21 protein-coding genes and 1 tRNA gene are annotated in these 24,180 nt (G+C 69.0%); 8 read left to right on the plus strand and 14 right to left on the minus strand.

What is annotated here, in order from left to right; genetic code table 11:
* Positions 1-38 precede the first annotated feature (38 nt).
* The 4 genes from F1193_RS13935 to F1193_RS13950 all read right to left on the minus strand — a co-directional run bounded on the left by F1193_RS13935 (position 39) and on the right by F1193_RS13950 (position 4,231).
* Positions 39-644 (minus strand): ABC-type transport auxiliary lipoprotein family protein, encoded by a 606-nt coding sequence (locus tag F1193_RS13935; protein ID WP_246164407.1) that lies wholly within the window; start codon positions 642-644, stop codon positions 39-41.
* A gap of 139 nt (positions 645-783) precedes the next feature.
* Positions 784-1,710 carry an MlaD family protein gene (locus tag F1193_RS13940; RefSeq protein ID WP_150098410.1) on the minus strand — a complete coding sequence of 309 codons (927 nt, stop codon included), beginning with the start codon at positions 1,708-1,710 and terminating at the stop codon, positions 784-786.
* Positions 1,711-2,071: 361 nt separating this feature from the next.
* Positions 2,072-2,842: an ABC transporter ATP-binding protein gene (locus tag F1193_RS13945; RefSeq protein WP_150098411.1), complete on the minus strand. Its 771-nt coding sequence runs from the start codon at positions 2,840-2,842 to the stop codon at positions 2,072-2,074.
* Positions 2,843-3,094: 252 nt separating this feature from the next.
* Complete coding sequence (locus F1193_RS13950) at positions 3,095-4,231, minus strand: MlaE family ABC transporter permease (RefSeq protein WP_150098412.1); 1,137 nt, start codon at positions 4,229-4,231, stop codon at positions 3,095-3,097.
* A gap of 161 nt (positions 4,232-4,392) precedes the next feature.
* Here F1193_RS13950 and dgcN point away from each other — a divergent pair, with 161 nt between their 5' ends.
* From dgcN to F1193_RS13965, 3 genes are all read left to right on the plus strand, one after another.
* Complete coding sequence (dgcN, locus tag F1193_RS13955; RefSeq protein ID WP_150098413.1) at positions 4,393-5,406, plus strand: N-acetyltransferase DgcN; 1,014 nt, start codon at positions 4,393-4,395, stop codon at positions 5,404-5,406.
* Positions 5,403-6,398 (plus strand): N-acetyl-D-Glu racemase DgcA, encoded by a 996-nt coding sequence (gene dgcA, locus F1193_RS13960; RefSeq protein ID WP_150098414.1) that lies wholly within the window; start codon positions 5,403-5,405, stop codon positions 6,396-6,398. The genes dgcN and dgcA overlap by 4 nt, the downstream gene beginning before the upstream one ends.
* Before the next feature lie 241 nt (positions 6,399-6,639).
* Positions 6,640-8,259 carry a hypothetical protein gene (locus F1193_RS13965; RefSeq protein ID WP_150098415.1) on the plus strand — a complete coding sequence of 540 codons (1,620 nt, stop codon included), beginning with the start codon at positions 6,640-6,642 and terminating at the stop codon, positions 8,257-8,259.
* Here F1193_RS13965 and F1193_RS13970 read toward each other — a convergent pair.
* Positions 8,252-9,256 (minus strand): threonine ammonia-lyase, encoded by a 1,005-nt coding sequence (locus F1193_RS13970; RefSeq protein ID WP_150098416.1) that lies wholly within the window; start codon positions 9,254-9,256, stop codon positions 8,252-8,254. The genes F1193_RS13965 and F1193_RS13970 overlap by 8 nt on opposite strands.
* 137 nt (positions 9,257-9,393) lie before the next feature.
* Between F1193_RS13970 and F1193_RS13975 the strand changes: the two genes are divergently transcribed.
* The 4 genes from F1193_RS13975 to F1193_RS13990 all read left to right on the plus strand — a co-directional run bounded on the left by F1193_RS13975 (position 9,394) and on the right by F1193_RS13990 (position 12,139).
* Positions 9,394-10,536, plus strand: coding sequence for an MGDG synthase family glycosyltransferase (locus F1193_RS13975; protein ID WP_150098417.1), 1,143 nt, complete (start codon positions 9,394-9,396; stop codon positions 10,534-10,536).
* Positions 10,537-10,718: 182 nt separating this feature from the next.
* Positions 10,719-10,792, plus strand: a tRNA-Cys gene (locus F1193_RS13980).
* A 188-nt stretch (positions 10,793-10,980) separates the two neighbouring features.
* Positions 10,981-11,106 carry a type B 50S ribosomal protein L36 gene (ykgO, locus tag F1193_RS13985; RefSeq protein ID WP_055038661.1) on the plus strand — a complete coding sequence of 42 codons (126 nt, stop codon included), beginning with the start codon at positions 10,981-10,983 and terminating at the stop codon, positions 11,104-11,106.
* Between the two features lie 418 nt (positions 11,107-11,524).
* Positions 11,525-12,139 (plus strand): tetratricopeptide repeat protein, encoded by a 615-nt coding sequence (locus F1193_RS13990; RefSeq protein WP_150098418.1) that lies wholly within the window; start codon positions 11,525-11,527, stop codon positions 12,137-12,139.
* A gap of 476 nt (positions 12,140-12,615) precedes the next feature.
* Here F1193_RS13990 and ftsH read toward each other — a convergent pair whose 3' ends face one another.
* From ftsH to F1193_RS14020, 6 genes are all read right to left on the minus strand, one after another.
* Positions 12,616-14,526 (minus strand): ATP-dependent zinc metalloprotease FtsH, encoded by a 1,911-nt coding sequence (gene ftsH / locus F1193_RS13995; RefSeq protein WP_150098419.1) that lies wholly within the window; start codon positions 14,524-14,526, stop codon positions 12,616-12,618.
* A 191-nt stretch (positions 14,527-14,717) separates the two neighbouring features.
* The gene (tilS, locus tag F1193_RS14000; RefSeq protein WP_150098420.1) at positions 14,718-15,779 is read right to left on the minus strand and encodes a tRNA lysidine(34) synthetase TilS; all 1,062 of its coding nucleotides are present in this window, start codon (positions 15,777-15,779) and stop codon (positions 14,718-14,720) included.
* Positions 15,766-16,923 (minus strand): tol-pal system protein YbgF, encoded by a 1,158-nt coding sequence (gene ybgF / locus F1193_RS14005; protein ID WP_246164408.1) that lies wholly within the window; start codon positions 16,921-16,923, stop codon positions 15,766-15,768. The genes tilS and ybgF overlap by 14 nt, the downstream gene beginning before the upstream one ends.
* Positions 16,924-17,124: 201 nt before the next feature.
* On the minus strand, positions 17,125-17,631 hold the full coding sequence (gene pal, locus F1193_RS14010) for a peptidoglycan-associated lipoprotein Pal (RefSeq protein WP_150098421.1): 507 nt from the start codon (positions 17,629-17,631) through the stop codon (positions 17,125-17,127).
* Positions 17,632-17,923: 292 nt separating this feature from the next.
* Positions 17,924-21,013: an efflux RND transporter permease subunit gene (locus tag F1193_RS14015; RefSeq protein WP_150098422.1), complete on the minus strand. Its 3,090-nt coding sequence runs from the start codon at positions 21,011-21,013 to the stop codon at positions 17,924-17,926.
* Positions 21,010-22,140: an efflux RND transporter periplasmic adaptor subunit gene (locus F1193_RS14020; protein WP_150098423.1), complete on the minus strand. Its 1,131-nt coding sequence runs from the start codon at positions 22,138-22,140 to the stop codon at positions 21,010-21,012. Before F1193_RS14020 ends, F1193_RS14015 begins: the two co-directional genes overlap by 4 nt.
* Before the next feature lie 197 nt (positions 22,141-22,337).
* Between F1193_RS14020 and F1193_RS14025 the strand changes: the two genes are divergently transcribed.
* The gene (locus tag F1193_RS14025) at positions 22,338-22,910 is read left to right on the plus strand and encodes a TetR/AcrR family transcriptional regulator (protein WP_170263663.1); all 573 of its coding nucleotides are present in this window, start codon (positions 22,338-22,340) and stop codon (positions 22,908-22,910) included.
* A 166-nt stretch (positions 22,911-23,076) separates the two neighbouring features.
* Here the strand turns inward: F1193_RS14025 and F1193_RS14030 are convergent, their stop codons facing one another.
* The 3 genes from F1193_RS14030 to F1193_RS17295 form a co-directional block, all read right to left on the minus strand.
* Positions 23,077-23,322, minus strand: a complete 246-nt coding sequence (locus F1193_RS14030; protein ID WP_150098425.1) for a hypothetical protein — start codon at positions 23,320-23,322, stop codon at positions 23,077-23,079.
* Positions 23,323-23,679: 357 nt separating this feature from the next.
* Positions 23,680-23,889 carry a cold-shock protein gene (locus F1193_RS14035; protein ID WP_150098426.1) on the minus strand — a complete coding sequence of 70 codons (210 nt, stop codon included), beginning with the start codon at positions 23,887-23,889 and terminating at the stop codon, positions 23,680-23,682.
* A partial coding sequence (locus F1193_RS17295) for a hypothetical protein (protein ID WP_210247377.1) occupies positions 23,886-24,180 on the minus strand: 295 nt, incomplete at its 5' end. The genes F1193_RS14035 and F1193_RS17295, both read right to left, overlap by 4 nt.

The raw sequence follows: 24,180 nt of genomic DNA on the forward strand, positions 1-24,180 counted from the left end.
GCGCGCGCCCGCGGACTGACGAAAATCGGCCGAAGAGATCAGATCCGCGTGGTGGCCCAGCGCACCATGTCGCGCAGCACGATGGCGAGCGCACTGTCCAGCGCCGCTGCAGCACCGGCGCCGTCGGTGGCGCCCGGGCTCGTGCCCTTGAACACCTTGCCGGCGGCGATGCGCCCGCCGCGATCGGTCACCAGCTTGACCGCCACCTCCACCACCGCGGTGGGCTGGCCGTCCTCCACCACCACGCCGAACCGGCGGATCTCGGTGACCAGCGTCCAGTCCGGCACCAGCCGGTCGCCGGGGCGGCCGACCGCGCGCAGCCGGCTGGCATTCTCGAACGCCTGGATGATGCGGGCCTGGAGCAGGTTCGGCAGCCGGTCGGTCCACTGGCTGTCGTCGGCATAGGCGACCTCGCCCGGCCGCGGCATGACGACGATGCGGTCGGTATCCAGCACCTGCAGCGCGGTCGGCGTCGCCACCACCATCAGGCCGCGCGCCGGCCCCTGGGCGACTGCGATATCGCGCGGCGCGCTGAGATCGAACGTCGCTTTCGGCGTGCTGCCGCAGCCCGCGAGCCACAGCGCGGCCGCACCGAGCACCAGCGTGGCGCGAACCGCGCGACCGCCCATGCCTGCCTGCGCCATCAGTCTGCCCCCTTCACGCCCGCCGCCACGTATCCCTCTATTAGAGCATGACGCGCAAGAATGAAAACCGATCTTGCGTCATAAAACATGACGAATCAGAAACTTAAGTCAGGAAGTCCAAATCGTCGGTTCCAAAGATCTAGCGCCGGCCACTGTACTCGGGCACCCCACCCCCGCCGAAGATGAACTGGCGCGGGTTGCGCTCGAAATTGCGCAGCGTGCGGTCGAAATCATTGATGGTCCGCCGCCCGTCGGTGGCCATCGCCTCGAACTCGCGCAGGCCCTGATTGGTGAAGCGGGTGACGCCGGTGGTGACCTCCGCCGTCCGCTTGTCGAGGTTTTCGGCCAGGACGCGCACCGCGCGCGCGGCGCCGGAGATCTCGGCGACCACGCCCTTGCCGTCCTCGCCCGAGACAAGCTGCTCCACCTTCGCCGAGACGCTGGCGATGCTCTTCGCCGCGGCCGAGGCATCCTTGACGAAGCCGTCGATGGCCTCCGAATTGCGTCCCAGCGCCTCGGAGAAGCGGGCGATATTGGACACCGCGGCGCGCACGTCGGCCTGGTTGTCGGAGAGCAGCCGGTCGATCCGCGTCAGCACCGCCTCGGCCTGGCCGCCCACCGTGCGCACCACCGACATCATGTCCTGAAGGGAGGAACTCTGGGCGACGATGCGCGGCGGCCCATCGGGTCCCGACGGCGGCGGCGGCGCATCCGGCTGGCCGCCGGTGAGGCTGATCGAGGCGATGCCGGTGAGGCCCTGATATTCGAGGCCGGCCTTGGTGTCGGCGCGGATGGGTGCGGACGCCTGCACCGTCGCCACCGCGATCACCCGGCGCGGATCGGTGGGATCGAGCCGCAGGCTGCGCACCTCGCCGACCCAGATGCCGTTGAACAGCACCGAGGAGCCGACGCGCAGGCCCGATACCGCCCCGTCATAGGCCACCTCGATAGTGCGCCCCTGGGCGCGCTGCGCCGGCTGCGAAAACCACCAGACGAACATGAACCCGGAGGCGATGACCGCCAGGGTGAACAGGCCGACGATCAGATAGTTGGCCCTGGTTTCCATCGCACGTCCCGGTATTTGCGCCGCGATCCTGCTTGCCGCGGCCTGTCTCGCGCGGCCCCTCTTTGGTACGGGCCGCCTTGGAATGCCGGTTGGCATCCCTCCGGCGAAACCCGGCCCCTCATGGCCGGCCGTCGCCGCCGATCGCCAAAGCCCGTTCCCAAGCAACCCCGGTCTTGAACAACGGCTTCTTGGCGAGATTGGGATCCAGGCGTGAAGCGCGCCCCTGCCAGTCCCGAATCAGACTGATTCTGGCCTGCGCAGCCGAAAATCCGTACGGCTACGGGCAAAAACCCCGGTCCGGCCGGCGGATTTTCGCCAAGTGTGCTTCCGCGATCACGGCTGGAGCCTCCGAAAGGTCAGATCACGCGATTCCCGCCGCCCGCGCCCGCTTGCCCCGGAAATACGCCTTCAACCAGGGGTGCTCGGACGCCAGCATGGTCTCGATCGGCCCCTCGGCGATGATCCGGCCATCGGCCAGCGCGGCGATGCGGTCGCAACTATCGTGCAGGCTGTCCAGATCGTGGGTCACCATGAAGACGGTGAGCCCGAGCGTCCGCTGCAGGGTGGTGATCAGCTCGTCGAACTCGGTGGCGCGGATCGGATCGAGGCCGGAGGTCGGCTCGTCCAGGAACAGGATGTCGGGGTCGAGCGCCAAGGCCCGCGCCAGCGCCGCGCGCTTGACCATGCCGCCCGACAGTTCCGAGGGGAATTTGTCCGCGGCATCGACGGAGAGGCCCACCATCTCCAGCTTGGCGAACGCGATCTCGTCCATAAGCTGCTGGGAGACCTTGAGATATTCCCGTATCGGCACCTGGATGTTCTGCTTCACCGTCAGCGAGGAGAACAGCGCGCCGTTCTGGAACAGCACGCCCCAGCGCTGCTCCAGCCTGCGGTGCTGGGCGCGGCTGCACGAACCGAGTTCGATGCCGCACACCTCCACGAGGCCCGACCGCTTGGGCAGCAGGCCAAGAATGGTGCGCATCAGCACCGACTTGCCGCCGCCCGAGGTGCCGACGAAGCCGAGAATCTCGCCGCGCCAGACGTCGAGGTCGACGCCCTTGAGCACGAGCGTCTCGCCGAAGCCGACCTCGAGGCCCCGGACCCGAATCACCGTTTCGTTGGAACCGCGCACGAAAGGATCCCCACATACGGTTTTCGCTCAATCGGCTCGGCTTTTCTTCCCTCTCCCCTTGCGGGAGAGGGTGGCGAGACCGAGCGAGGCGAGGTCGAGGCGGGTGAGGGGTAAATGCAGGCGCGCGCCTGCAGATTCACCCCTCACCCGCCTCGCGATCTAAAGATCGCTCGGCACCCTCTCCCGCAAGGGGAGAGGGGAAGAGCGCGCCCCATGCCGGGACGATCCCGCGCCGATCAGCCGGAATACGTATCACATGTCCACCGCGGCAAAGAACATGGCGAACAGCCCGTCCAGCACGATGACCATGAAGATGGCCTTCACCACCGACGCCGTGGTCTGCCGGCCGAGCGATTCGGCGCTGCCCTGCACGCGAAAGCCTTCGACGCAGGCGATCAGCCCGATCACCAGCGCCATGAACGGCGCCTTGATCAGGCCGACCTGAAAGGTCGACATGGTGATCGCCTCGCGCAGCCGGTCGAGAAAGATCTCCGGGCTCATGCCGCCATAGAGCCAGGCGACCAGCCCGCCGCCGGTGAGCGCCGACATGGCGCCGATGAAGGTGAGCAGCGGCATGGCGACGACCAGCGCGATCAGCCGCGGCAGCACCAGCACCTCGATCGGATCGAGCCCCATCACCCGCATCGCGTCGGTCTCTTCGCGCATTTTCATCGAGCCGAGCTCGGCGGTGTAGGCCGAGCCGGAGCGGCCGGCGAGCATGATCGCAACCAGAAGCACCGCCAGCTCGCGCAGCACAAGAATGCCGATCATGTCGACGACATAGGTCTCGGCGCCGAACTTGCGGAAATGGAACACGCCCTGCTGGGCGACGATGGCGCCGATCAGGAAGGTGATCAGCACGATGATCGGCACCGCGCCGAGGCCGACGCGGTCGATCTGGTGGACGATGGCGATCGGCCGGAACTGCGCCGGCCGGCGCAGCGCCCGCGCTGCCGCCGCCGCCGCCTCGCCCAGGAAGGCGGTCATCTCGACAAAGTCGCGGCCCATGCCGACCACCGCCTTGCCGGTCCCCTCGATGAAGGCGAGGATGCGGTTGCGCCTCGGGCGGGCCGGCGGCATGTGCCGGTTCGACGCGTGCATGCTGCCGATCAGGGCGTCGAAGCGCGGATCGAGCCCGACCACCTGCGCCTCGACCGCGCCGCGGCCGAAGGCGCGCCGCAGCCGCTCGATCAGCCACGCCCCATAGGTGTCGAGCCGGGCGATGCCGGCAACCCGGATCTCGACGGCGTCGACGTCCGCAGGCTCGGCGGCCACGGCCTCGACCAGCTTTTCCAGCTCCGCCGCGCGGGCGGCCGTCCACGTGCCGCCGGCCTCGACCACCAGGCTGCGACCCAGGCGCGTGCTGTGCAGAAGCGGCCCCGCTGTCACAAAAACGTCTCCAGCAATTCGGATCTTGTCGCAAGATGTGCGTCGCTGATACTAAAGCATTCTCCGCAAAAGTGGGAACCGGTTTTGCGAAAGAGAATGCGACAATTCAAAAGCTTAGAGCGTCCAGCGCCCGCCCGTCGAGAGCTTCCCGAGCACACTTCATGGAAATCGAAAAGCCCTATCTGCTCTTTCTCGGCGATGCGCCAGACCAGCTTGCGGCCAAAACCGCCCTGGGCATCGTCGACTGGCGGCGGGACTGGTGCGTCGGCCAGTTGCGGTTCGAGGGCTGCAAGGCCGATACCGGCCTGCCCGACCTCGGCATCGAGGAGGCTCGCGCCCGCGGCGCCAAGACCCTGATCATCGGCGTCGCCAATGCCGGCGGCGTGCTGCCCGACCATTGGACCGCCACCATCGTCGCGGCGATCGCGGCCGGCATGGATGTCGCCTCGGGCCTGCACGTGCGGCTGGGCAGCATCCCGGAGATCGCCGCGGCCGCCGCCGCCCACGGACGCCGGCTGTTCGACGTGCGCCATTCCGCCGAGCGCTTCGCCACCGGCAAGGGCACCAAGCGGCCGGGCAAGCGCCTGCTCACCGTCGGCACCGACTGTTCCGTCGGCAAGAAATACACCGCCCTGGCGCTGGAGCGCGCCATGACCGCGCGCGGCTACGCCGCCGATTTCCGCGCCACCGGCCAGACCGGGGTGTTCATTTCCGGCCGCGGGGTGTCGGTGGACGCGGTGGTGGCCGATTTCATCTCCGGCGCCGCCGAATGGCTGACGCCGGCCAACGACCCGCACCATTGGGACATCGTCGAGGGCCAGGGCTCGCTGTTCCACCCCTCCTTCGCCGGCGTCACGCTCGGCCTCTTGCACGGCGCCCAGCCCGACGCGTTCGTGGTCTGCCACGAGCCGACCCGCACCCATATGCGCGGCGTCGCCCATCCGCTGCCGAGCATCCGCGAGGTCATCGACCTGACGGTCGCCTGCGGCCGACTGACCAATCCGGACATAGGCTGCGTCGGCATCGCCATCAACACCGAGCGCCTGGACGAGGACGCGGCACGGCGCGTCATCGCCGAAACCGCCCAGGCCGAGGGCCTGCCCGCCACCGACCCGGTGCGCTTCGGCGTCGAAGCGATCGTCGACCGGCTGGCGGCGGAGTTCGGCCCGCCGTGACCGCCGCACCCGTCCGCAAGCTCACCGTCAGGGCCGAGACCTTCCCGCTTGCCGGCGTCTTCACCATCTCCCGCGGCTCGCGCACCGAGGCGCGGGTGGTGGCGGTCGAGATCAGCCAGGGTGCCCTGCACGGTCGCGGCGAGTGCGTCCCCTACCAGCGCTATGGCGAGACGGTGGAAGGCACCATCGCCGCCGTCGAGGCGCTGGCGGCCGATGTTGCCGGCGGACTCAACCGCAGCCGCCTGACGGAGCACGTGCGCGCCGGCGCCGCCCGCAACGCCGTCGACTGCGCGCTGTGGGACCTGGAGGCGAAGCTCGCCCACCGCCCGGCCTGGGCGCTCGCCGGCCTGCCGGAGCCGAAGCCGGCGGTCACCGCCTACACCATCTCGCTCGGCACCCCCGAGGCGATGGCCGCCGCCGCCCGCGCCGCCTCCAGCCGGCCGCTGCTGAAGATCAAGCTCGGCGGCGACGGCGACGCCGAGCGCATCCGCGCCGTGCGGACTGCCGCGCCGCGGACGCGGCTGATCGTCGATGCCAACGAGGCCTGGACGCCGGACATGCTGGAGGCGAACCTCGCCGGCTGCGCCGCGGCGGGGGTGGAAATGGTCGAGCAGCCGCTGCCGGCCGGGCACGACGACGCCCTTGCGGCGATCCGCCGGCCGATCCCGGTGTGCGCCGACGAGAGCGTGCACGACCGCAGCACGCTTGGCGAACTCGCCGGCCGCTACGACGCCATCAACATCAAGCTCGACAAGACCGGCGGCCTCACCGAGGCGATCGAGCTCGCCAAGGCCGCGCGCGGTCTCGGCCTCGATCTGATGATCGGCTGCATGGTCGGCTCCTCGCTCGCCATGGCGCCGGCCCTGCTGCTCGCCCACGGCGCCCGCTGGGTCGACCTCGATGGCCCGCTGCTGCTCGCCAAGGACCGCGCCGGCGGCCTGCACTATGAGGGCTCGCTGGTCTTCCCGCCCCAGCCCGTGCTGTGGGGCTGAACGGATCGCCCGCGCTGTCCGCACCGGCATGATGCGGCGGTGGCCCGGCGCATCGCAGCCGCCGAAAATCCCGCTCTCAACCAAGAATTTAACGCCACCTCCGGCACCCACCCTGGCGCGGTGCAACGGCCCCGATTGCGGCGGAATTCGGCAGTTTTGCTTTGATCTTAAGCCACAGTGAACGATTCGCTGGGCATGGTGCGGGGCCGAGTCCGCTCGTAAGCGACGGAGATCCTTCGCCATGGCCGCCCCTCCCATGACCTTGCCGATGTCCGAGACGGACTATGAGGCGATCGAATCCGCGGTCATGGAAACCGCGCGGGGGCAATGGTTTCTCGCCGAATACGCCCGCCGCACCCGCCAGGCCGAAACCGATCGGATGCACGAGGTGCTGCAGCGGATCGAGGACAAGATCGATTCGCCGGCCCGCGACCCGCATTTCGAGCGGGTGCAGATGAGCATCATGGAGATGGCCCAGGCGATCGCCCGCACCAAGGACGAGATCGCCGCCATCAAGCCGACCCAGGAGGTCGACGGCCGCTTCGGCGAGGCGACCGAGGAGCTCGACGCCATCGTCACCACCACCGAATCCGCCACCGGCGACATCCTGCACGCCGCCGAGCAGATCCAGGAAGTGGCCTGGACGCTGCGCGAGCGCGGCTTCGAAGGCCCGATCTGCGACCTGCTCGACGAGCGGGCGACCGACATCTACACCGCCTGCTCGTTCCAGGATCTGACCGGCCAGCGCACCCGCAAGGTGATCGGCGTGCTGCGCTATCTCGAAGCGCGCATCAACGCCATGATCGACATCTGGGGGCTGGACGGCGCGCCCGCCCTCCGCGCCGGGGCTGCCGCGCGCGCCGCGGCGGACGTCGCCGAGAAATCCGACGCGCCGCTCGGCCGCCAACTCGCCCACGGACCGGCGCTGCCGGGCATGGGGCTGGAACAGACGTCGATCGACGCCATGCTCGGCGGGCTGGATACCAGCGGGCCCGACGAGGATCTGGACTTCGTGGCCGTCGCGATCGACGACGCCGACTTCGCAAGCTTCGAGCCGGCGGCGGCCGCGGACGTGACGGCGAGCGAGCCTGCCGAGAGCGAACCTGTCGAGAGCGAACCCGCCGCCCCCGAAGACACAAAGACCGACGACGAATCCGCGATCGTCGAGGCTGTCGTCGAGACCATCAAGGTCGACGACATCGAGATCGACAAGATCGAGATCGACAAGATCGACTTGGACGACATCGAGTTGGACGCGACCGAGATCGGCAGGTTCAACATCGACACGGTCGAGGTTCCGGCCATCGAGATGGACCTCGTGGCGGTGGATGTCGACCTGCCGGCGGAGGATGCCGGCCTGACGAAGGCGGACGACGGTTCGGTCAAGACGGCCGCAGGCGACATGCCGCCGGCCGTCGAGGCGCCATCGATCGCCGCCGGGCTCGACGACCGGCCGTTCGCGCACGATGACTCCGTCGCGGACGACGTCGTGGCGGACGGCACGCCCGCGCGTGACAGCGCCGACCTGCGCATCATGACCGCGCCGCTCGATTCCCTGGTCTTCGACATCGTGGCGATCGATGCCGAACCGCTCGAAGACGAGCCGTCCGCCGCCGCCCCTGCCGAGATGTCCGAACCCGTTGGCGCCGAGGCCGATGACCAGGAGAAGGCCGAAGCGGAAGCCGAGGAGACGGCCGAACAGACGGCCGCCGTGAAAGCCGAAGCGGAAGCCGACGTCGAAGCCGGGATGGCGCCGGCGTCCGGCACGCCGAGCCTGGCGCCGGATCAGCCCGCGGCGCGGCTCTCGACGGCCGACATCGACCGGCTCACGCCGGTCGAGCGGATCGCCCTGTTCAGCTGAACTCAGTATTGGGATTGGCGATGATGCCGGCATAGGTGCCGGCATCGACATTGCCGCCCGACAGCACCACCGCGACGGTGCGGGCGGCGCCGATCCGCCCGGCCAGCACCGCCGCCAGCGCCACTGCCCCGCCCGGCTCCACCACGAGCTTCAGCTCCTCAAAGGCGAAGCGCATCGCCGCCTCAACCTCGGGGTCGCTGACGCTCACGCCCCCCGCCACCAGCGTGCGGTTGATCTCGAAGGTGATCTCGCCCGGCGTCGGCATCAGCAGCGCGTCGCAGATCGAGCCCGAGAGCGCGTCATTGCGCTCGCGCCGGCCGCTGGCGAACGAACGGGCGTGATCGTCGAAGCCGGCGGGTTCGGCGCTCGTCACCCGCGCCTGGGGACAGCGCTCGGCCATCGCCAGGGCGATGCCGGCGAGAAGCCCGCCGCCCGAGGCCGGCACCACCACCGCCTCCGGCGTCACGCCGAGCAGCGCGCAATCGGCGGCGATCTCCAGCCCCACCGTGCCCTGGCCGGCGATGACCTCCGGATCGTCGAACGGCGGCACGATGACGGCGCCGCGCGCCGCAGCGAGCCCCCTGCCGATCTCCTCGCGGCTTTCGCGCACCCGGTCGTAGGTGACGACCTCGGCGCCCAGCGCCTTGGTGCGGGCGATCTTGGCGGCGGGCGCATCCGCCGGCATCACGATGGTGGCGTTGAGCCCGAGCAGGCCGGCCGCCGCCGCCACCCCCTGGGCGTGATTGCCCGACGACCACGCCACCACCCCGCCGGCCCGCCGCTCGGGCGCAATCTGGGCCATGCGATTGTAGGCGCCGCGGAACTTGAACGAGCCGGTGCGCTGAAGCGTCTCCGGCTTCACCAGCACGCGCCGGCCGGCGGCCGCGTCCAGCACCGGAAAGGACAGGAGCGGCGTGCGCACGGCGACGCCCACCAGCCGCGTCGCGGCGGCGTGCACGTCGGACGCGGTGGGAAGAACGGCCCGAAGCGGTTCCATAGTGCCTTCGCTCGATAGGAAGCCTGCGGGAAAGTCGCAAGACCGTAACCGAGCGGAGGCGCCAGCGGCAACCGAACCTTGACGGGTGGCCCCGAAACGGTGATGCAGGGGCACTCCCGCGAGGGCCCTGCGGATTCATGCTCGTTTCCAAGTCGCGTGTTCTGATCCTGATGAGCAGGACCGGCGGTGGCCACCTGGCGAGCGCGCGTGCGCTGGCGGCCGAGTTCGAGCGCCAGCGGCCCGGCGTGGCGGTCGAGATCGTCGACGCTCTGATCGACCACCTCGTCTACCCGATCAACCGCCTGCCCGGCAGCTACGACTTCCTGGTCAACCGGACGCCCTGGCTGTGGGAGCTGCTGTGGCAGCAGACGCGCTGGACCAAGCTGACGGACCCGGTGTCGCGCGCCGTGCGGGTGCTGTCGCGCCCGCGCATCAAGCGCCTGCTCGCCGCCTCGGCCCCCGATCTCGTGGTGTCGGTGCACCCGCTGGTCAATGCGCTGGTGGCGCCGGTCCTGGCGGACGTGGCGCCCGCCACACCCTTCGCCACCGTGGTCACCGACCTCGGCAGCTTCCACCCGACCTGGTTCAACGGCGGGACGAAGGTGCTGTTCGTGCCCACCGAGGAGGCGGCGGAGCTCGCGGTGCGGACCGGCCGACCGCACGACAGCGTGCACGTCTGCGGCCTGCCGGTGCGGGCCGCATTCGCCGAGCCGCCGGCCAGCCGGACTGCCGCCCGCGCCGCCTTCGGCCTCAAGCCCGACCTGCCGGCCGTGCTGGTGATGGGCGGCGGCGACGGCATCGGCCCGGTCGGCGCCATCGTGCGCGCCTGCGCTGCGGCGCTCGGACGCGACGGCCGGGGCCAGATTGCCGTGGTGTGCGGCCGCAATGCCCGCCTCAAGGCGGAGCTCGACGCCGTGCAATGGCCGGCGCCGGTGGCGGTGCTCGGCTTCGTCGACCAGATGGCCGAGCTGATGCACGCCTGCGACCTCCTGGTCACCAAGGCCGGCCCCGGCACCATCGCCGAGGCCACCATCTGCGGCCTGCCGATCCTGTTCTCGGGCTTCATCCCCGGTCAGGAGGAAGGCAATGTCGACTATGTGGTCGCCCGCGGCGGCGGCCGGTTCATCCGCCAGCCGGCGGCCATCGCCGAGGCCGTGGTCGCCCTGTTCGGGCCGGACCGGGCAGCGCTGGCGGTGATGGCCGAAAGCTCGCGGGCGCTCGGCCGCCCCCACGCCACCACCGAGATCGTCGCGCGGCTGGCCGGACTGCTGAGCGCGTGACCCCACGTGCCGACCCTCGGGGTCGCCGCCTCGCCCGCCGGCAGCGGCAAATTGCGATGCTCAAGCGAGGCCCGGCGCGCCGCGCCCCCTCGCGACCCGCCACAAAACTGCGATTCGCACACCCCCGCGCCGGGGCAGGCCTTGCCCTGCGGCCGCGGAGCAACTAGGAACAGGCGTCGGATGGCCTCGTGGCGGAGTGGCTACGCAGCGGACTGCAAATCCGTGTACTCCGGTTCGAATCCGGACGAGGCCTCCAGTCCCCTTCCCCGCCTGCGTCCCGCACGCGCGGCTCCATCCAGCCCGGTTCCGGTTTTTGTGTTGCGCGCAGGGCTCTTCCGCCGGCGATCGCGGCCGCTGGAGTTGACACGGTCGAGCCTCGCCAGTTACACGCAGCGCTCCGAATTCAGCCGGTGGCCCGCGCTTCCGGTCACCGAGGAACGTGCCATGAAAGTCCGTAATTCGTTGAAGTCCCTGCGCGGGCGCCACCGCGACAACCGCCTCGTCCGCCGCAAGGGCCGCGTCTACGTCATCAACAAGACCCAGCGCCGCTTCAAGGCCCGCCAGGGCTGAGTCCGGCGGCGCCGAGAGCTGCCCGTGCTGACCGTCGGCTCCGGCCGTGAGTTTTCGCGGAATCTCTGATTTCCGGAACGCGAATCCGCGCGTGTCGGCGGCCCGGTGCATCAGCACCCTGGGTCGTCGCCTACGGCATCGAAGCCCGCAGACAGCAAGGCCCGCAAGCATCGAGGCCAGCAGGCATCGAAGCCCATTCTTGGCGCGCAATTGCGTGCCGGAACGTGAGCGCGCGGCTTGGCACCAACCGGCCTGCGGCCTGCCCGACGCGCGCCCGGCGTCCCGTGCACCGGAGGCTCCGGTCGACCGGTGCATCGCACGACAGGCGGCGTCCTGCGCCTGCCGCCGGTTGCGGCGGGCTGCCGCATGCGGACAATCGCGGCTTTGCTGGAGCAGGGTCTGTTCGTAGGGTGGCGGCATGATGCTGCCGTCACGCCCCCTTACCGCCGCCCTCCTCGCTTTGGCCTTTGTCCTGCCGGTCGCCGCGCAGAGCCCGCTGCGGCCACCCGAGCGGCCGCCCGAGCCGCCCAAGGAATTGAAGCGGCCCTCCGGCCGCGCCGACCTCGACCGCCTGTTCACGCTGCTGCAGCACGCCCCCGACCGGGAGACGGCGAAGCTGGTCGAGTCCCGCATCTGGGGCCAATGGTTCCATTCGGGCAGCGACACCGCCGACCTTCTGATGTCGCGGGCGCGCGCGGCCATGGACGACAACGACACCGAGGTGGCGCTGCAGCTGCTCGACGCGCTGGTCACCGTGGTGCCGGACTATGTCGAGGCCTGGAACCGGCGGGCCACCGTCAACTATCTGCGCAAGGACTACAGCGGCGCGCTGCACGACGTCGCCGAGACCCTGGCGCGCGAGCCGCGCCATTTCGGCGCGCTGATGGGGCTCGGCCTGATCCTGGAGGATATCGGCCAGGAGAAGCAGGCGCTGGAAGCCTTCCGCCAGGCGCTGGCGCTGAACCCCTATCTCGAACGCGTGCCGGACCTCATCAAGCAGCTCGCGCCGAAGGTCGAAGGCCGCGAGATCTGATCCGGGGTTCGACAGGCCGACACGGGTTCCGGCTGATCGGCTCGGGGGTTTGCGGGCGGCGGGGTCTGACACGCCGTGGGGTCTTGCACGCGCCGGGATCTTGCACGCGCCGGGATCTTGCACGCGCCGGGATCTTGCACGCGCCGGGATCTTGCACGCGCCGGGATCTTGCACGCGCCGGGATCTTGCACGCGCCGAAGACCCCCACCCGCCCATGCTTGCGCTCGTGCACCCTCCCCCGCTTCTACCCTCCCCTGCTTCGCGGAGGAGGGACAAGAGCCGGAAATGTCGCGCTTTCTTTTCCTCCCCGATCTTCGGGGAGGGTGGCGCCGAAGGCGCCGGGTGGGGTCGACCCGGTCGAACCACCGCGCCCTGAGGCGCCTCTGTCCGATCCCGAGGGGATCGGCCGGAACCGCATCAAAAGCAAAACGGCCGGAGGTGTCCCTCCGGCCGTTTTCCGTTCAGATGTTGCGGCCTCACGCCTGCGGCTGCGGCTCCAGCTCGCCCTCGCCGCCCTTGGGGCGCGGCCGGCGCGGAATGGCCGAGGAGCGCGGCTGCGCCAGCTCGATCTCGACATCGCGCACCGGCGGGTTGCCGTCGAGCAGACCCTTGATCTCGTCGCCGGTCAGGGTCTCGTATTCGAGCAGGCCCTTGGCCAGCGCTTCGAGCGCGTCGCGCTTCTCGGTCAGGATGCGGGTGGCTTCCTGGTGACCCTCGTCGATCAGCCGCCGAACCTCCTTGTCGATGGTCTGGGCGGTGACCTCGGAGATGTTCTGCTGGCGCGACACCGACATGCCGAGGAACACCTCGTCCTGGTTCTCGCCATAGGACACCGTGCCGAGCTGGTCGGAGAAGCCCCAGCGGGTGACCATCATGCGGGCGAGGCGGGTGGCCTGCTCGATGTCGGACTGGGCACCCGAGGTCACCTTCTCCTTGCCGAACACCAGCTCCTCAGCGACCCGGCCGCCCATCATGATGGCGAGGCGCGAGGTCATCTGCTCGTAGCTCATCGACAGCTTGTCGCGTTCGGGCAACTGCATGACCATGCCCAGCGCCCGGCCGCGCGGGATGATGGTGGCCTTGTGGACCGGGTCGGTCGCCGGCACCATCAGGGCGACGATGGCGTGGCCGCCTTCGTGATAGGCGGTCAGCATCTTCTCCTCTTCGGTCATCACCAGCGACTTGCGCTCGGCGCCCATCATCACCTTGTCCTTGGCGTCCTCGAACTCCTGCTGAGTGACCATGCGCTTGTTGCGCCGGGCCGCCATCAGGGCCGCCTCGTTGACGAGGTTCATCAGGTCCGCGCCCGAGAAGCCGGGGGTGCCGCGGGCGATGGTCTTGAGGTTCACGTCCGGCGCCAGGGGCACCTTGCGCACGTGGACCTTCAGGATCTGCTCGCGGCCGACGACGTCCGGGTTCGGCACCACCACCTGCCGGTCGAAGCGGCCGGGACGCAGCAGCGCCGGGTCCAGCACGTCGGGCCGGTTGGTGGCGGCGATCAGGATGATGCCTTCATTGGCCTCGAAGCCGTCCATCTCGACCAGCAACTGGTTCAGCGTCTGCTCGCGCTCGTCATTGCCGCCGCCCAGGCCCGCGCCGCGATGACGGCCGACCGCGTCGATCTCATCGATGAAGATGATGCACGGCGCGTTCTTCTTGGCCTGCTCGAACATGTCGCGCACGCGGGAAGCGCCGACGCCGACGAACATCTCGACGAAGTCCGAACCCGAGATGGTGAAGAACGGCACATTGGCTTCGCCGGCCACCGCACGGGCGATCAGCGTCTTGCCGGTGCCCGGAGGGCCGACCAGCAGCACGCCGCGCGGGATGCGGCCGCCCAGGCGCTGGAACTTCTGCGGATCGCGCAGGAACTCGACGATTTCCTGCAGATCCTGCTTGGCCTCGTCGACGCCGGCGACGTCCTCGAAGGTGACGCGGCCGTGCGCCTCGGTGAGCAGCTTGGCGCGGCTCTTGCCGAAGCCCATGGCCTTGCCGGCGCCGCCCTGCATCTGGCGCGACAGGAAGATCCACACGCCGATCAGCGCCACGAACGGCAGCCACGAGAACAGCAGCTGCAGGAACCAGGGGGTATCCTGCTGCGGCCGGGCGCTGATCGTCACGCCCTTGCTGTAGAGGCGCTGCACGAGACCGGGATCGTCGGGCGCATAGGTCTGGAACGCGCGACCGTCATTGAAATGACCGGTCACGGTCGAGCCTTCGATCACCACATCGCGAACCCGGTTCTGGTCGATCTCCGTCAGCAGCTGCGAGAACGGGATGTCATTGGCCTGCTGGCGCTGCGCCGGATTCTGGAACAGCGTGAAAAGTGCAAGCAGCAACAGGACGATGATGACCCAGAGCGCGAAATTTCGAAAGTTTCCGTTCATCGGGTTCCCCTGCGGCGCGATCGTGATCGCCCGCGTCTGTTCCGGATCGATCGCTCGGTCCGGACCGGTCTTGGAGACGCCGTCGGCCCGGCGTCCCGCGTAATTGATATGTAATCTAGGGCTCGCTCCCGGCCATCACAAGGGAAGCGCCCCTCTTCGGCCGAACACAGCTCCCATGGCCGGGACTTTCGTCACCCGAACTCTCGCGCGCCTTCCTTAACGCCAGCCTTCCGGGCGCGCCGCGGCGGCGCGGGCCCGATCGATACGGCTCCCTGCGTCAGGCTGATCACCGCGCCGGCCAATGTGCGACGATACGTCCCCCCACCCGGCGGGGCCGGCAGGACGTGCCACAGGGACTCCTGCAGGCGTTCGAGCTTGGCGAGTTCGACCGGCCCCTCGGTGCCCACCCGGCCAATGGCGCGGCCGAGCAGCCGCAGCCCGATCTCCGCCGGCAGCGCGGCAAGCGCCGCCGCCGGCAGCCGGATGACGCCGCCCGGCGCCGCCCCGGAAAGCGTGGCTTCGGCCGCGTCGGTGGCGGCCTCCAGCGCCGCCTCGGCCCGCGCCTGGCGGGCGGCGAGCCGGGCCAGCCGATCGGCCGTGAGACCCTCGCGCGCCAGCGCCGCCCACGCCGCCCGCAGCCGCGGCCGCGCGAAGCGCGGGTCGGCATTGGAGGGATCGCCGCTCCAGGCGACCTGCCGGTCGGCCAGCGTCGCCACCAGCCGCGCCTTGGCCACCGCCAGGAACGGCCGGTGCAGATGAATCGCCCCCCGCCGCTCCACGGCGCGCATGGCGGCGAGCCCCGCCGGCCCCGAGCCGGCGGCAAGCCGCAGCAGCACGGTTTCGGCCTGGTCGTCCAGCGTGTGGGCGGTAGCGACGTCGAACGCGCCGAACGCCGCGGCGGCGTCCGCGATGAGGCCGTAGCGGACGGCGCGCGCCGCCGCCATCAGGCCCGTGGCCGGCTTGTCGCCGATCCAGGCGCGCGTGCTGTGGGACACGCCGAGGCCCGCGGCGAGCCCCGCCACCGCCTCGGCCTCGGCCGCAGCCTCCGGGCGCAGGCGGTGATCGACGGTGACGGCGAGGAGATCGGGAAACCGCGGCGCGACGCGGCGCTGCTCGGCGGCGAGCACCAGGAGCGCGGTGGAATCGGGACCGCCGGAAACGGCGAGGACCAGCCGGGGGAGACCGGCGAGCGGGGCGAACAGGCGGGCGGCTTCGGAAGCGTCGATCGGCAGCGCCGCCTCAGCAGCGGGCACGCTTCTTCTCCTGCTCCAGCCCCTGGCGCACGCTCTGCGGCGCGCCGGGATGCTTGCGGCTCGCCTCGACGAAGGTGGCGCACGCCGCCTCGCGCTCGCCGAGCGCGGCCAGCGACTGGCCGAGCCGCAGAAGCGCGTTCGGCGCCACCTGGGCGTTGGGAAAGTCGGTCGAAATCCTGAGGAACTGCTCGGCCGCGTCGCGGTAGCGCTGGCGCTGATAGAGGCTTTCGCCGAGCCAATAGGTGGCGTTGGGCACCAGCTTGTCGCGCGGATAGTTGGTCAGAAAACTGCGGAACCCGGCCTCGGCGTTCTGGTGGTCCTGCTGCAGCACGGCATTGTAGGCGCGCTGATAATCGGCCTGCGGCGAGCCGCCGCCGGGCGGCAGCGCCGCCTGTTGCGCGGCCGGCGGCGCGGCCCGGCCGGGCGTGGCCGGCGGGATCACCGGCGGCGGCGGCGGGCTGGGGTCGGCCGCCGCCCGCGACGCCAGCGTGGTGATATCGAGCGGCTGCCCGAACTCGCGTCCGCCCGGCGCGCCGACCGGGCCGTCGTTTGACGGAATCGACGGCGGCAGAGCCTGGGCGGGCGCGCCGGCCACCGGCCCCAGTCCGCCGCCGAGCGCGCGCGGCGCACCCGGCGCGTTGGGATCGGTCGCGGGGTCGAAGGCATCGGAGCGGCGCTGCGTCCCCGTCGCGACCGGCGCCTGCGCCGGCAGCGGAGCGGGCTGCGAGCGCTGCTGGAGCGGCGCCGCAGCGGCGGGGCGGCCGGCGCCGCCGCGGCCGCTGAGCTCCTGGAAGCGGAACTCGTAGTCCTCCTGCATGCGCCGGAGGTTCTGTTCGAGCTGCTGGTTGCGGAACTGGAGCTGCTCGATCTGGCCGTTGAGCTGGCGCACCAGACCTTCGATCTGGTTGAGCCGCACCACCAGATCGCCGCTGTTCATCTGCGGCTCGCGCTGCGGCTGGGAGCCGAACAGCTGCGCCAGCGGCGAGCCGACCTCGGCGGGCGGGCGGACATCGCCATACTGCGCGCTGGCCGGCGCGACCGCCAGCATGGCCAAGAAACCGGTGGCGACCAGCCCGGTGGCGATCAACCCGGTGGCGAACGCCCCGAATACGGACGGATTACGGACACGCGAACCTGCGCGCATGAACGGCGACTCTCGCTGTGGCATGACACGCGCAGACTACCCGGCGGACCACGGCCAAAATGTGACCCCCGGCACCGCCATCGCGCCATTGCCGGCCGTCACCGCTGCACCGGGCAGGCCGGCACGGACGAGAGGACGGCGGGCGGGACGGCGACGGGACGGCGCTCGCACCGGCCCGGTCCACCCTGCGCGCGGATGGCCTCAGGAGCCGGCGGCGGCGCCGTCGAGCGCGGTGACCGCGCGGCGGTTCTGCGACCAGCAGGAGATGTCGTTGCACACTGCCACCGGGCGTTCCTTGCCGTAGGACACCGTGCGCATGCGCTGAGAGCTGATGCCGCGCGCCGTGAGATAGTCGCGCACCGTCTGGGCGCGGCGGGCGCCGAGCGCGATGTTGTATTCGCGGGTGCCGCGTTCGTCGGCGTGGCCCTCGATGGTGAAGTTGTAGCGGCTGTAGCGGTTGAGCCACTGCACCTGCTTGTCGAGGGTGGCGCGCGCGGTCGTCGTCAGGTCGGACGAATCGGTCTCGAAGAACACGCGATCGCCAACATTGACGATGAAGTCCTGGGTGGAACCGGGCGTGGCCATGCCGGCGCCGCCGAGGCCCGCCTGATCGCCATTGGGATTGGTGGCGCAGGCGCCGGCCGAAAGAGCCGCCGCGATGGCGACGGCGAAGCGAACGGTGCGAAGGGATCGCAGGGTGCGCGTCATGACGCTTCGACTCCTATGTGAACCGCCCCCGCCAACGCAGGAGCGGCCGTCGCACTCAGGAATGATCCGTCAACCTTGACGGAACCTTTCCACCGCGCGGCGAAAAAGCGGCATTTGCCGATCGTGATGGTGAACTGTTTGCAAGGGTTAACGGCGACTTAATGGCGAATGGGAGGACGGCGGGCGTTGCCTGCGCAAATCCGGCGCTGCCAGCCACTTGAGCCGGAAATGGCCGACCCGCGGGAGCGGCCGGGGGGGCAGCCAATCCCGCGAGCCGGCCGTGATACGCGAATCACACCGGCTGCGCCGGGCTGCCCTGCGCCAGCATCGGCGACGGCGTCTTCGCCACCACCCGCTTGTCCTTCGCGATGAAGGTGTAGAACATCGGCACCACGAACAGCGTGAACACCGTGCCGATCGACATGCCGGTGGCGATGACGAGGCCCATCGAGAAGCGCGCCGCAGCACCCGCGCCCGAGGCGTAGAGCAGCGGCACCACGCCCAGCACCATCGCCGCCGTGGTCATCAGGATCGGCCGCAGGCGGATCTTCGCCGCCTCCTGCACCGCTGCCATCCGGTCCAGGCCCTTGCTGATCTGCAACTCGTTGGCGAACTGCACGATCAGGATGCCGTGCTTGGTGATCAGGCCGATCAGCGTGATCAGACCAACCTGGGTGTAGATGTTCAGCGTGGCGAAGCCGAGATTGAGGAAGGCGATGGCGCCGAACATCGACAGCGGCACCGACATCATGATGACGAACGGATCGCGGAAGCTCTCGAACTGGGCGGCGAGCACCAGATAGATGACGATCAGCGCGAGGCCGAAGGCGAGCCCGATCGAGCTCGATTCCTGCACCTCCAGCCGCGACTGGCCGGCATAGTCCTCGTAGAAGCCGACCGGCATGATGCCGGCCGCAATCTGGCGCAGCGTCTGCAGCGCCTCGGTGGTGGTGACGCCGGGAACCGGCAGCCCCGAGACGGTCGCCGAATTGAGCTGGTTGAACTGCTCGATCGCCGCCGGCGAGGCATCGGTGTCGATGCGCACCAGCGCCGACAGCGGCACCATCGCCCCGCTCACCGCCCGCACATAGTAGTCGCCGAGCCGCTCGGGATTGAGGCGGTCGACCTGGTTGACCTGGGTGATGACGTCGTAGGAGCGGTTGTCGCGATCGAATTTCGAGATCGAGGCGCCGCCGACCAGCGTGCCCAGCGTCGTGCCGATGTCGGCCACCGACACGCCGAGCGCGGCGGCGCGGTCGCGGTCGATGACGATGCGCGCCCGCGGCGTCTGGAAGGACACCGAGTTCTGCACCACGATGAACTTGCCCGAGGCCAGCGCCTTCAGGCGCACCTGCTCGGCGACCTCGTAGACCTGCGCCGCGTCGCCGATGGTGCGCAGCACGTACTGCACCGGCAGGCCGTCGCCGGTGCCCGGCAGCGAGGGCGGCGCGAACACGAACGCCTGCAGGCCGGCATTGGCATCCAGCATCTTCTGGATGTCCTGCTTGATCGCCTCGGCCTTGCGGTCCTTGCGCTCGTCCCACTCCTTCAGCTTGAAGCCGATGAAGCCTGAGCCGCCGCCATCGATGCCGAGAATGGCGAAGGTGTCGACGACCTCGGGGATCTTGCCATCGGGCGTGAGGAAGCCGTCGGCGAAGCGCTGCGCATAATCGACGGTGGCGTATTTCGGCGTCTCGACCAGACCGAGGAAGGCGCCCTGGTCCTCGTCCGGCGCAAGCTCGGACTGGGTCTTGGTGAACAGGAACCCAGTGGTGGCGAGCATCACCACCACGATGCCGAGCGTCACCGGCCGGTAGGCGAGCGAGCCCTTGAGGCGGCGCCCGTACCAGTTCTCGACATGGGTGAACACGCGATCGACGACGCCGGAGAAGCCGCTGTGGCCGCCGTGCGGCTTCAGGAGCTTGGACGACATCATCGGCGACAGCGTCACCGCGATGATGCCGGAGATGATGACCGCGCCGGCCAGCGTGAAGGCGAACTCGCGGAACAGCGTGCCGGTGAGCCCCTGCGTGAAGCCGATCGGCGCATAGACCGCCGCCAGCGTGATGGTCATCGACACGATCGGGCTGAAGATCTCTTTCATGCCGACGATCGCCGCATCGACCGGGTCGAGCCCCTCCTCGATGTGGCGGTGGATGTTCTCCACCACCACAATGGCGTCGTCGACCACGAGGCCGATCGCCAGCACCATCGCCAGCAGCGTCAGCAGGTTGATCGAATAGCCGAGTATGAACAGCACGAGGCCGACGCCGATCAGCGACAGCGGAATGGTGACCACCGGAATGATCACCGAGCGGATCGAGCCCAGGAACAGCAGGATGACCAGGATGACGATCAGCGCCGCTTCGCCAATGGTGAAGAACACCTCCTTGATCGAGGCGGAGATGAAGTTCGAGGCGTCATAGACCACCTCGGCGGTCATGCCGCGCGGCAGCGTCGGCTGGATATCCTTGATCGCCTGATGGATTTCGCGCGCCACCGACAGCGGATTGGCGCCGGGCGCCGGCGTGATGCCGATGAAAGTGCCTTCCCGCCCGCTGAAGCTGACCTTGGTGTCGGTGTTCTCGGGGCCAAGCGCGACATCGGCGACGTCGCGCAGCCGCACGAGCTGGTCGCCCTGGGCGCGGATCGGCAACGCGCCGAAGGATTCGGGCGTCTGCAGCGTCGTCTGCATCTCGATGGCGTAGGCGACGTAGTCGTTCTGCGTCTTGCCCGGCGCGGCAAGAAAGTTCGAGGCGCGGATGGCGACCAGCACGTCGCTGGCCGTGACATTGCGCGCGGCGAGCCGCACCGGATCGAGCCACACCCGCATCGAGAACTCGCGCCCGCCCAGAATCTCGGCCGAGCCGACGCCGTTCAGCGTCGCAAAGCGCGGCTGCACCACGCGGGTGAGGAATTCCGTCACCTGCTCCGGCGTCATCTCGGATGAGGCGAAGGTCAGGTACATCAGGGCGATCGACTCGCCGGTGCCCTTGACGATCACCGGATCCTCGGCGTCGGTCGGCAATTGCGCGCGCACCGTCTGCACCTTGGCGGTCACCTCGGTCAGCGCGGCGTTGGGGTCGGTGTTGAGCCGCATGCGCACCGACACCTTCGAGTTGCCGAGGCGGCTCTGCGAGGTGACGTAGTCGACGCCCTCCGCGCTGGAGACCGCCTTGGCGATCGGCTCGGAGATGAAGCCCTGGATCAGGTCGGCGGACGCACCGGTGTAGATGGTGGTGATGGTGACGGTGGTCTCGTCGACCTTGGGATGCTCGCGCAGCTGCAGGTTCATCAGGCCCTGCGCGCCGAGCAGCATGATCAACAGGCTGACCACCGCCGACAGCACCGGCCGGCGGATGAAGAGTTCGGTAAAGCTCATGGCCGCGCCGGATCCCGCACCGGAATGCCGGTGACATCAATGGTGTTGTCGATCTTGACCGGCGCACCGGCCTGCAGCTTGTTCTGGCCGGAGACGACGATGCGCTCGCCCGGCATCAGGCCGGACAGCACCTCGGAGCGGCCGCCGTCGCGCCGGCCGACCTTGACGAACACCTGCTTGACGGTGAGCGCCGGCTGGCCGTCCTTCGCCGTCTCCTCCACCACATAGACGTAGTCGCCATAGAGGCTGGTCACCACCGCGGTCTGCGGCACCACCACCACATTGGGCTCGTCCGGCAGGTCGATGCGCACGCGCAGGAACTGGCCGGGGACGACCGCCCGGTCGCGATTGTCGTCGAGCAGCCCCTGCACCGACACCAGCCGGGTCTGCGGGTCGATGCGCGGGTCGATGCCGATGATCCGGCCGGTGCGGTCGAGCCGGTCGTCGGAGGCGCCGAAGCGCACCGGCTGGCCGATCCTCACCTTGCCAACCACCTGCTCGGGCACAGTGAAATCGACCTTCATCTGGTCGAGATGCTGCAACGTCGCCACCACCGTGCCCGGCTGCACGTACTGGCCGGGATTGATGCGGGCGATGCCGATTGTGCCGGAGAACGGCGCCTTCAGCGCCTTCTGGTCGATGATCGCCCGGTAGCGCTCGAGCTTGGAGCGGGCGGCGGCGAGCTGCGCCACCATCTGGTCGAACTGCGCCTCGGTGTCGAAGCCGCGGGTGCGCAGCGTCTCGGTGCGCTTGAGGTTGGATTCGCCGAGCTTGACCGCCGCCTCGGCGTCGATCAGGTCGGCTCGCTCCACCGCATCGTCGATCTGGACGACGATGCTGCCCTTCTCGATGTGCTGGTTGGGCTGGAACAGGATGTCCTTGACCAGCCCGCCGATCTGCACCGCGAGCTCCACGCCGTTCTCGGCCCGTGCGGTGCCGATCGCCGCGATGCCGGGCTTCCACGTGGTCGCCTTGACCTCCGTCGCCGACACCGTCTGCGCTGGCCGCGGCATGTTGGCGAAGATGTCGGCGATCAGCTTGTCGCGGAAGAAATTGAACCACACCAGCCCGGCACACAGGCCAACAGCCAGAAAGGCTACCAGGAAGACGACGATCCGCCGTTTCATGAGTTCACACGCATGGGCAAGGGGGAGGCGGACTCCGCAAGGCCAAGCCCGCACCGCCGAACTGGGCGAGGACGCGAGCCGGCCGGCGAAAAGCTCTTGCGGACCCGCCGGTCATGATCGTAGCTTATATACCGTCCAGCCGGTGCAGTGCAAGAGGGTCTACCGTCCGGACGGTACAGATTGGGGCACCCTTGCGAATGGCCGGCGAACGTCGCACCCGAACCAACTCGCGATCCCGCATTCTCGATGCGGCCGCCGAGATCGTAGCCGAGATCGGCGCCGGCAAGATGACGCTGGACGCGGTGGCCGAGCGGGCCGGGCTAAGCAAGGGCGGCCTTCTCTACAACTTTCCCAGCAAAGACGCCCTTTTGCAGGCAATGATCGAGCGCATGGTGGAGGACGGGATCACCGAGCGCGAGGCCTCGCGCTCCGCCCACGCCCATCGCCCCAATGTCGAGGCCCGCTGCATCATCGCCTCCGACCTCGCCCATTGCGGCAGCCACAGCCGCGACGTCGCCAGCGGCATGCTCGCCGCCATATCGGAGAACCCCAGCCTGCTGGAGCCGGTGCGCAAGGTGGTGGCCGAGGAATGGGCGATGATGCGGGCGAGCGACTGCCCCGAACTGTCGGCGATCGCCTGGCTCGCCGTGCAGGGGCTGATGTCGCTCGACATGTTCGCGATCAGCCCGGTCACCCCTGAGGATCGCGAGCACATCCTGGCGGCGCTGGACCGTCTGCTCGACTGCCGCGCCTTGCCCGCGCCGCAGTAATACGAACGGCCCCGAACGCTGGCGCGTGGGGCCGTTGACTCTCGCGGATTCTCCTGTCGGAAACCAAAGACGTCACGACAACCCGGCACCGCGCCCGCCGGCCAGCCTTCGCTGTCAGCGGCTTCATGCGGCGTCCGGGATCGACGCGCCTTCGCCGGGCGCGCGACTATCGCGACGACAACGCCCGGGAGACGGTCTTGCGCTTTGCCTTGGCGGCCTTCGGCGTGGCTTTCGGCAAGGTCGCATCCCTGGCCAAGCGCTGCTCCCGCAACCTGGCGGTCTTTTCGAGGACGGCAGCCTGATCGGCGCGATATTCGGCCAACGCGGCCACGCCATCCTTTTCGGCCGCTTCCTTGCGAAAATGCCGATTGGCCTTCCGGGTCGCCGCGCTCTGCGGATGGCTGTCATTCATTTTGGCGCCCTATGGCTCTGAAAGAAAAAACCTCGCGATCCGGCGCGCCAGACGCGAGGCTCAATTCCGAGCTTTGCCAGTACATCCGTGGTCAAAACTCACAACCCATGACATCCTCGACAAAAGCGGAAACCGGTTTTGCGAAAGAGAATGCAACAGCTCGATACCTAAGTGCGTCCACCTGGTTCAACAAGACCGGCGGACGCTCTAGTGGCTTCCGAGGGTTCCCGTCATGATCGACGGAAACGGCCTTCCAGAAGCATGCTTGCCGAAATCCATTGTTCGACAATGAGATTTACGGCAGGCACGTGCGTGGCCTTCGGCTTGTTCAGCCCAGACCACACGCAAAAGGCTGCCTCAGGCGGCCTTCAGATTGTCGGCCGACGACTTGCCGGTCCTGCGGTCCGCGACCACGTCGAAGGACACGCGCTGTCCTTCGTTAAGGCCGTACATCCCGGCCCGCTCGACGGCGCTGATGTGAACGAACACATCCTTGCTGCCATCATCCGGCTGGATGAAACCGAAGCCCTTTTGGCCATTGAACCACTTCACGGTTCCTTGCGTCATGTATCTAAGTTCCTAAACATGAGGAGTTCGGCGGCACGCTTTCGCGGCCGCTCAGTGGTCGAGATTTTGGAGAAGAACCGTTCGTCACGCGCGATTTTCGCGGCGAGGCCAAGTCGTTCGGCCGAAACTCGATACTCATTTATAAACGAGCTTGCTGGGCCAAGCAAGGAGAATCCCCCCAGGGCGATCGGGTGAAGAAAGGCGTGACAAGGTCCTGAAGTGCTGAATCTGTCGGTTCCTTCGATTCGGATGCGGAGGATGGGCGATGGAGCCAGCGGAACCGGACTTTGC

Source organism: Blastochloris sulfoviridis (assembly GCF_008630065.1).
In the GTDB taxonomy this organism is placed as follows: Bacteria; Pseudomonadota; Alphaproteobacteria; order Rhizobiales; family Xanthobacteraceae; genus Blastochloris; species Blastochloris sulfoviridis.

Excerpts from the sequence above, each read along its gene's own strand:
- F1193_RS13935 (WP_246164407.1), bottom strand. The coding sequence starts at position 644 with ATGGCGCAGGCAGGCATGGGCGGTCGCGCGGTTCGCGCCACGCTGGTG.
- F1193_RS13940 (WP_150098410.1), bottom strand. The coding sequence starts at position 1,710 with ATGGAAACCAGGGCCAACTATCTGATCGTCGGCCTGTTCACCCTGGCG.
- dgcN (WP_150098413.1), top strand. The coding sequence starts at position 4,393 with ATGGAAATCGAAAAGCCCTATCTGCTCTTTCTCGGCGATGCGCCAGAC.
- F1193_RS13965 (WP_150098415.1), top strand. The coding sequence starts at position 6,640 with ATGGCCGCCCCTCCCATGACCTTGCCGATGTCCGAGACGGACTATGAG.
- F1193_RS13970 (WP_150098416.1), bottom strand. The coding sequence starts at position 9,256 with ATGGAACCGCTTCGGGCCGTTCTTCCCACCGCGTCCGACGTGCACGCC.
- F1193_RS13975 (WP_150098417.1), top strand. The coding sequence starts at position 9,394 with ATGCTCGTTTCCAAGTCGCGTGTTCTGATCCTGATGAGCAGGACCGGC.
- ykgO (WP_055038661.1), top strand. The coding sequence starts at position 10,981 with ATGAAAGTCCGTAATTCGTTGAAGTCCCTGCGCGGGCGCCACCGCGAC.
- F1193_RS13990 (WP_150098418.1), top strand. The coding sequence starts at position 11,525 with ATGATGCTGCCGTCACGCCCCCTTACCGCCGCCCTCCTCGCTTTGGCC.
- ftsH (WP_150098419.1), bottom strand. The coding sequence starts at position 14,526 with ATGAACGGAAACTTTCGAAATTTCGCGCTCTGGGTCATCATCGTCCTG.
- ybgF (WP_246164408.1), bottom strand. The coding sequence starts at position 16,923 with ATGCGCGCAGGTTCGCGTGTCCGTAATCCGTCCGTATTCGGGGCGTTC.
- pal (WP_150098421.1), bottom strand. The coding sequence starts at position 17,631 with ATGACGCGCACCCTGCGATCCCTTCGCACCGTTCGCTTCGCCGTCGCC.
- F1193_RS14015 (WP_150098422.1), bottom strand. The coding sequence starts at position 21,013 with ATGAGCTTTACCGAACTCTTCATCCGCCGGCCGGTGCTGTCGGCGGTG.
- F1193_RS14020 (WP_150098423.1), bottom strand. The coding sequence starts at position 22,140 with ATGAAACGGCGGATCGTCGTCTTCCTGGTAGCCTTTCTGGCTGTTGGC.
- F1193_RS14025 (WP_170263663.1), top strand. The coding sequence starts at position 22,338 with ATGGCCGGCGAACGTCGCACCCGAACCAACTCGCGATCCCGCATTCTC.
- F1193_RS14030 (WP_150098425.1), bottom strand. The coding sequence starts at position 23,322 with ATGAATGACAGCCATCCGCAGAGCGCGGCGACCCGGAAGGCCAATCGG.
- F1193_RS14035 (WP_150098426.1), bottom strand. The coding sequence starts at position 23,889 with ATGACGCAAGGAACCGTGAAGTGGTTCAATGGCCAAAAGGGCTTCGGT.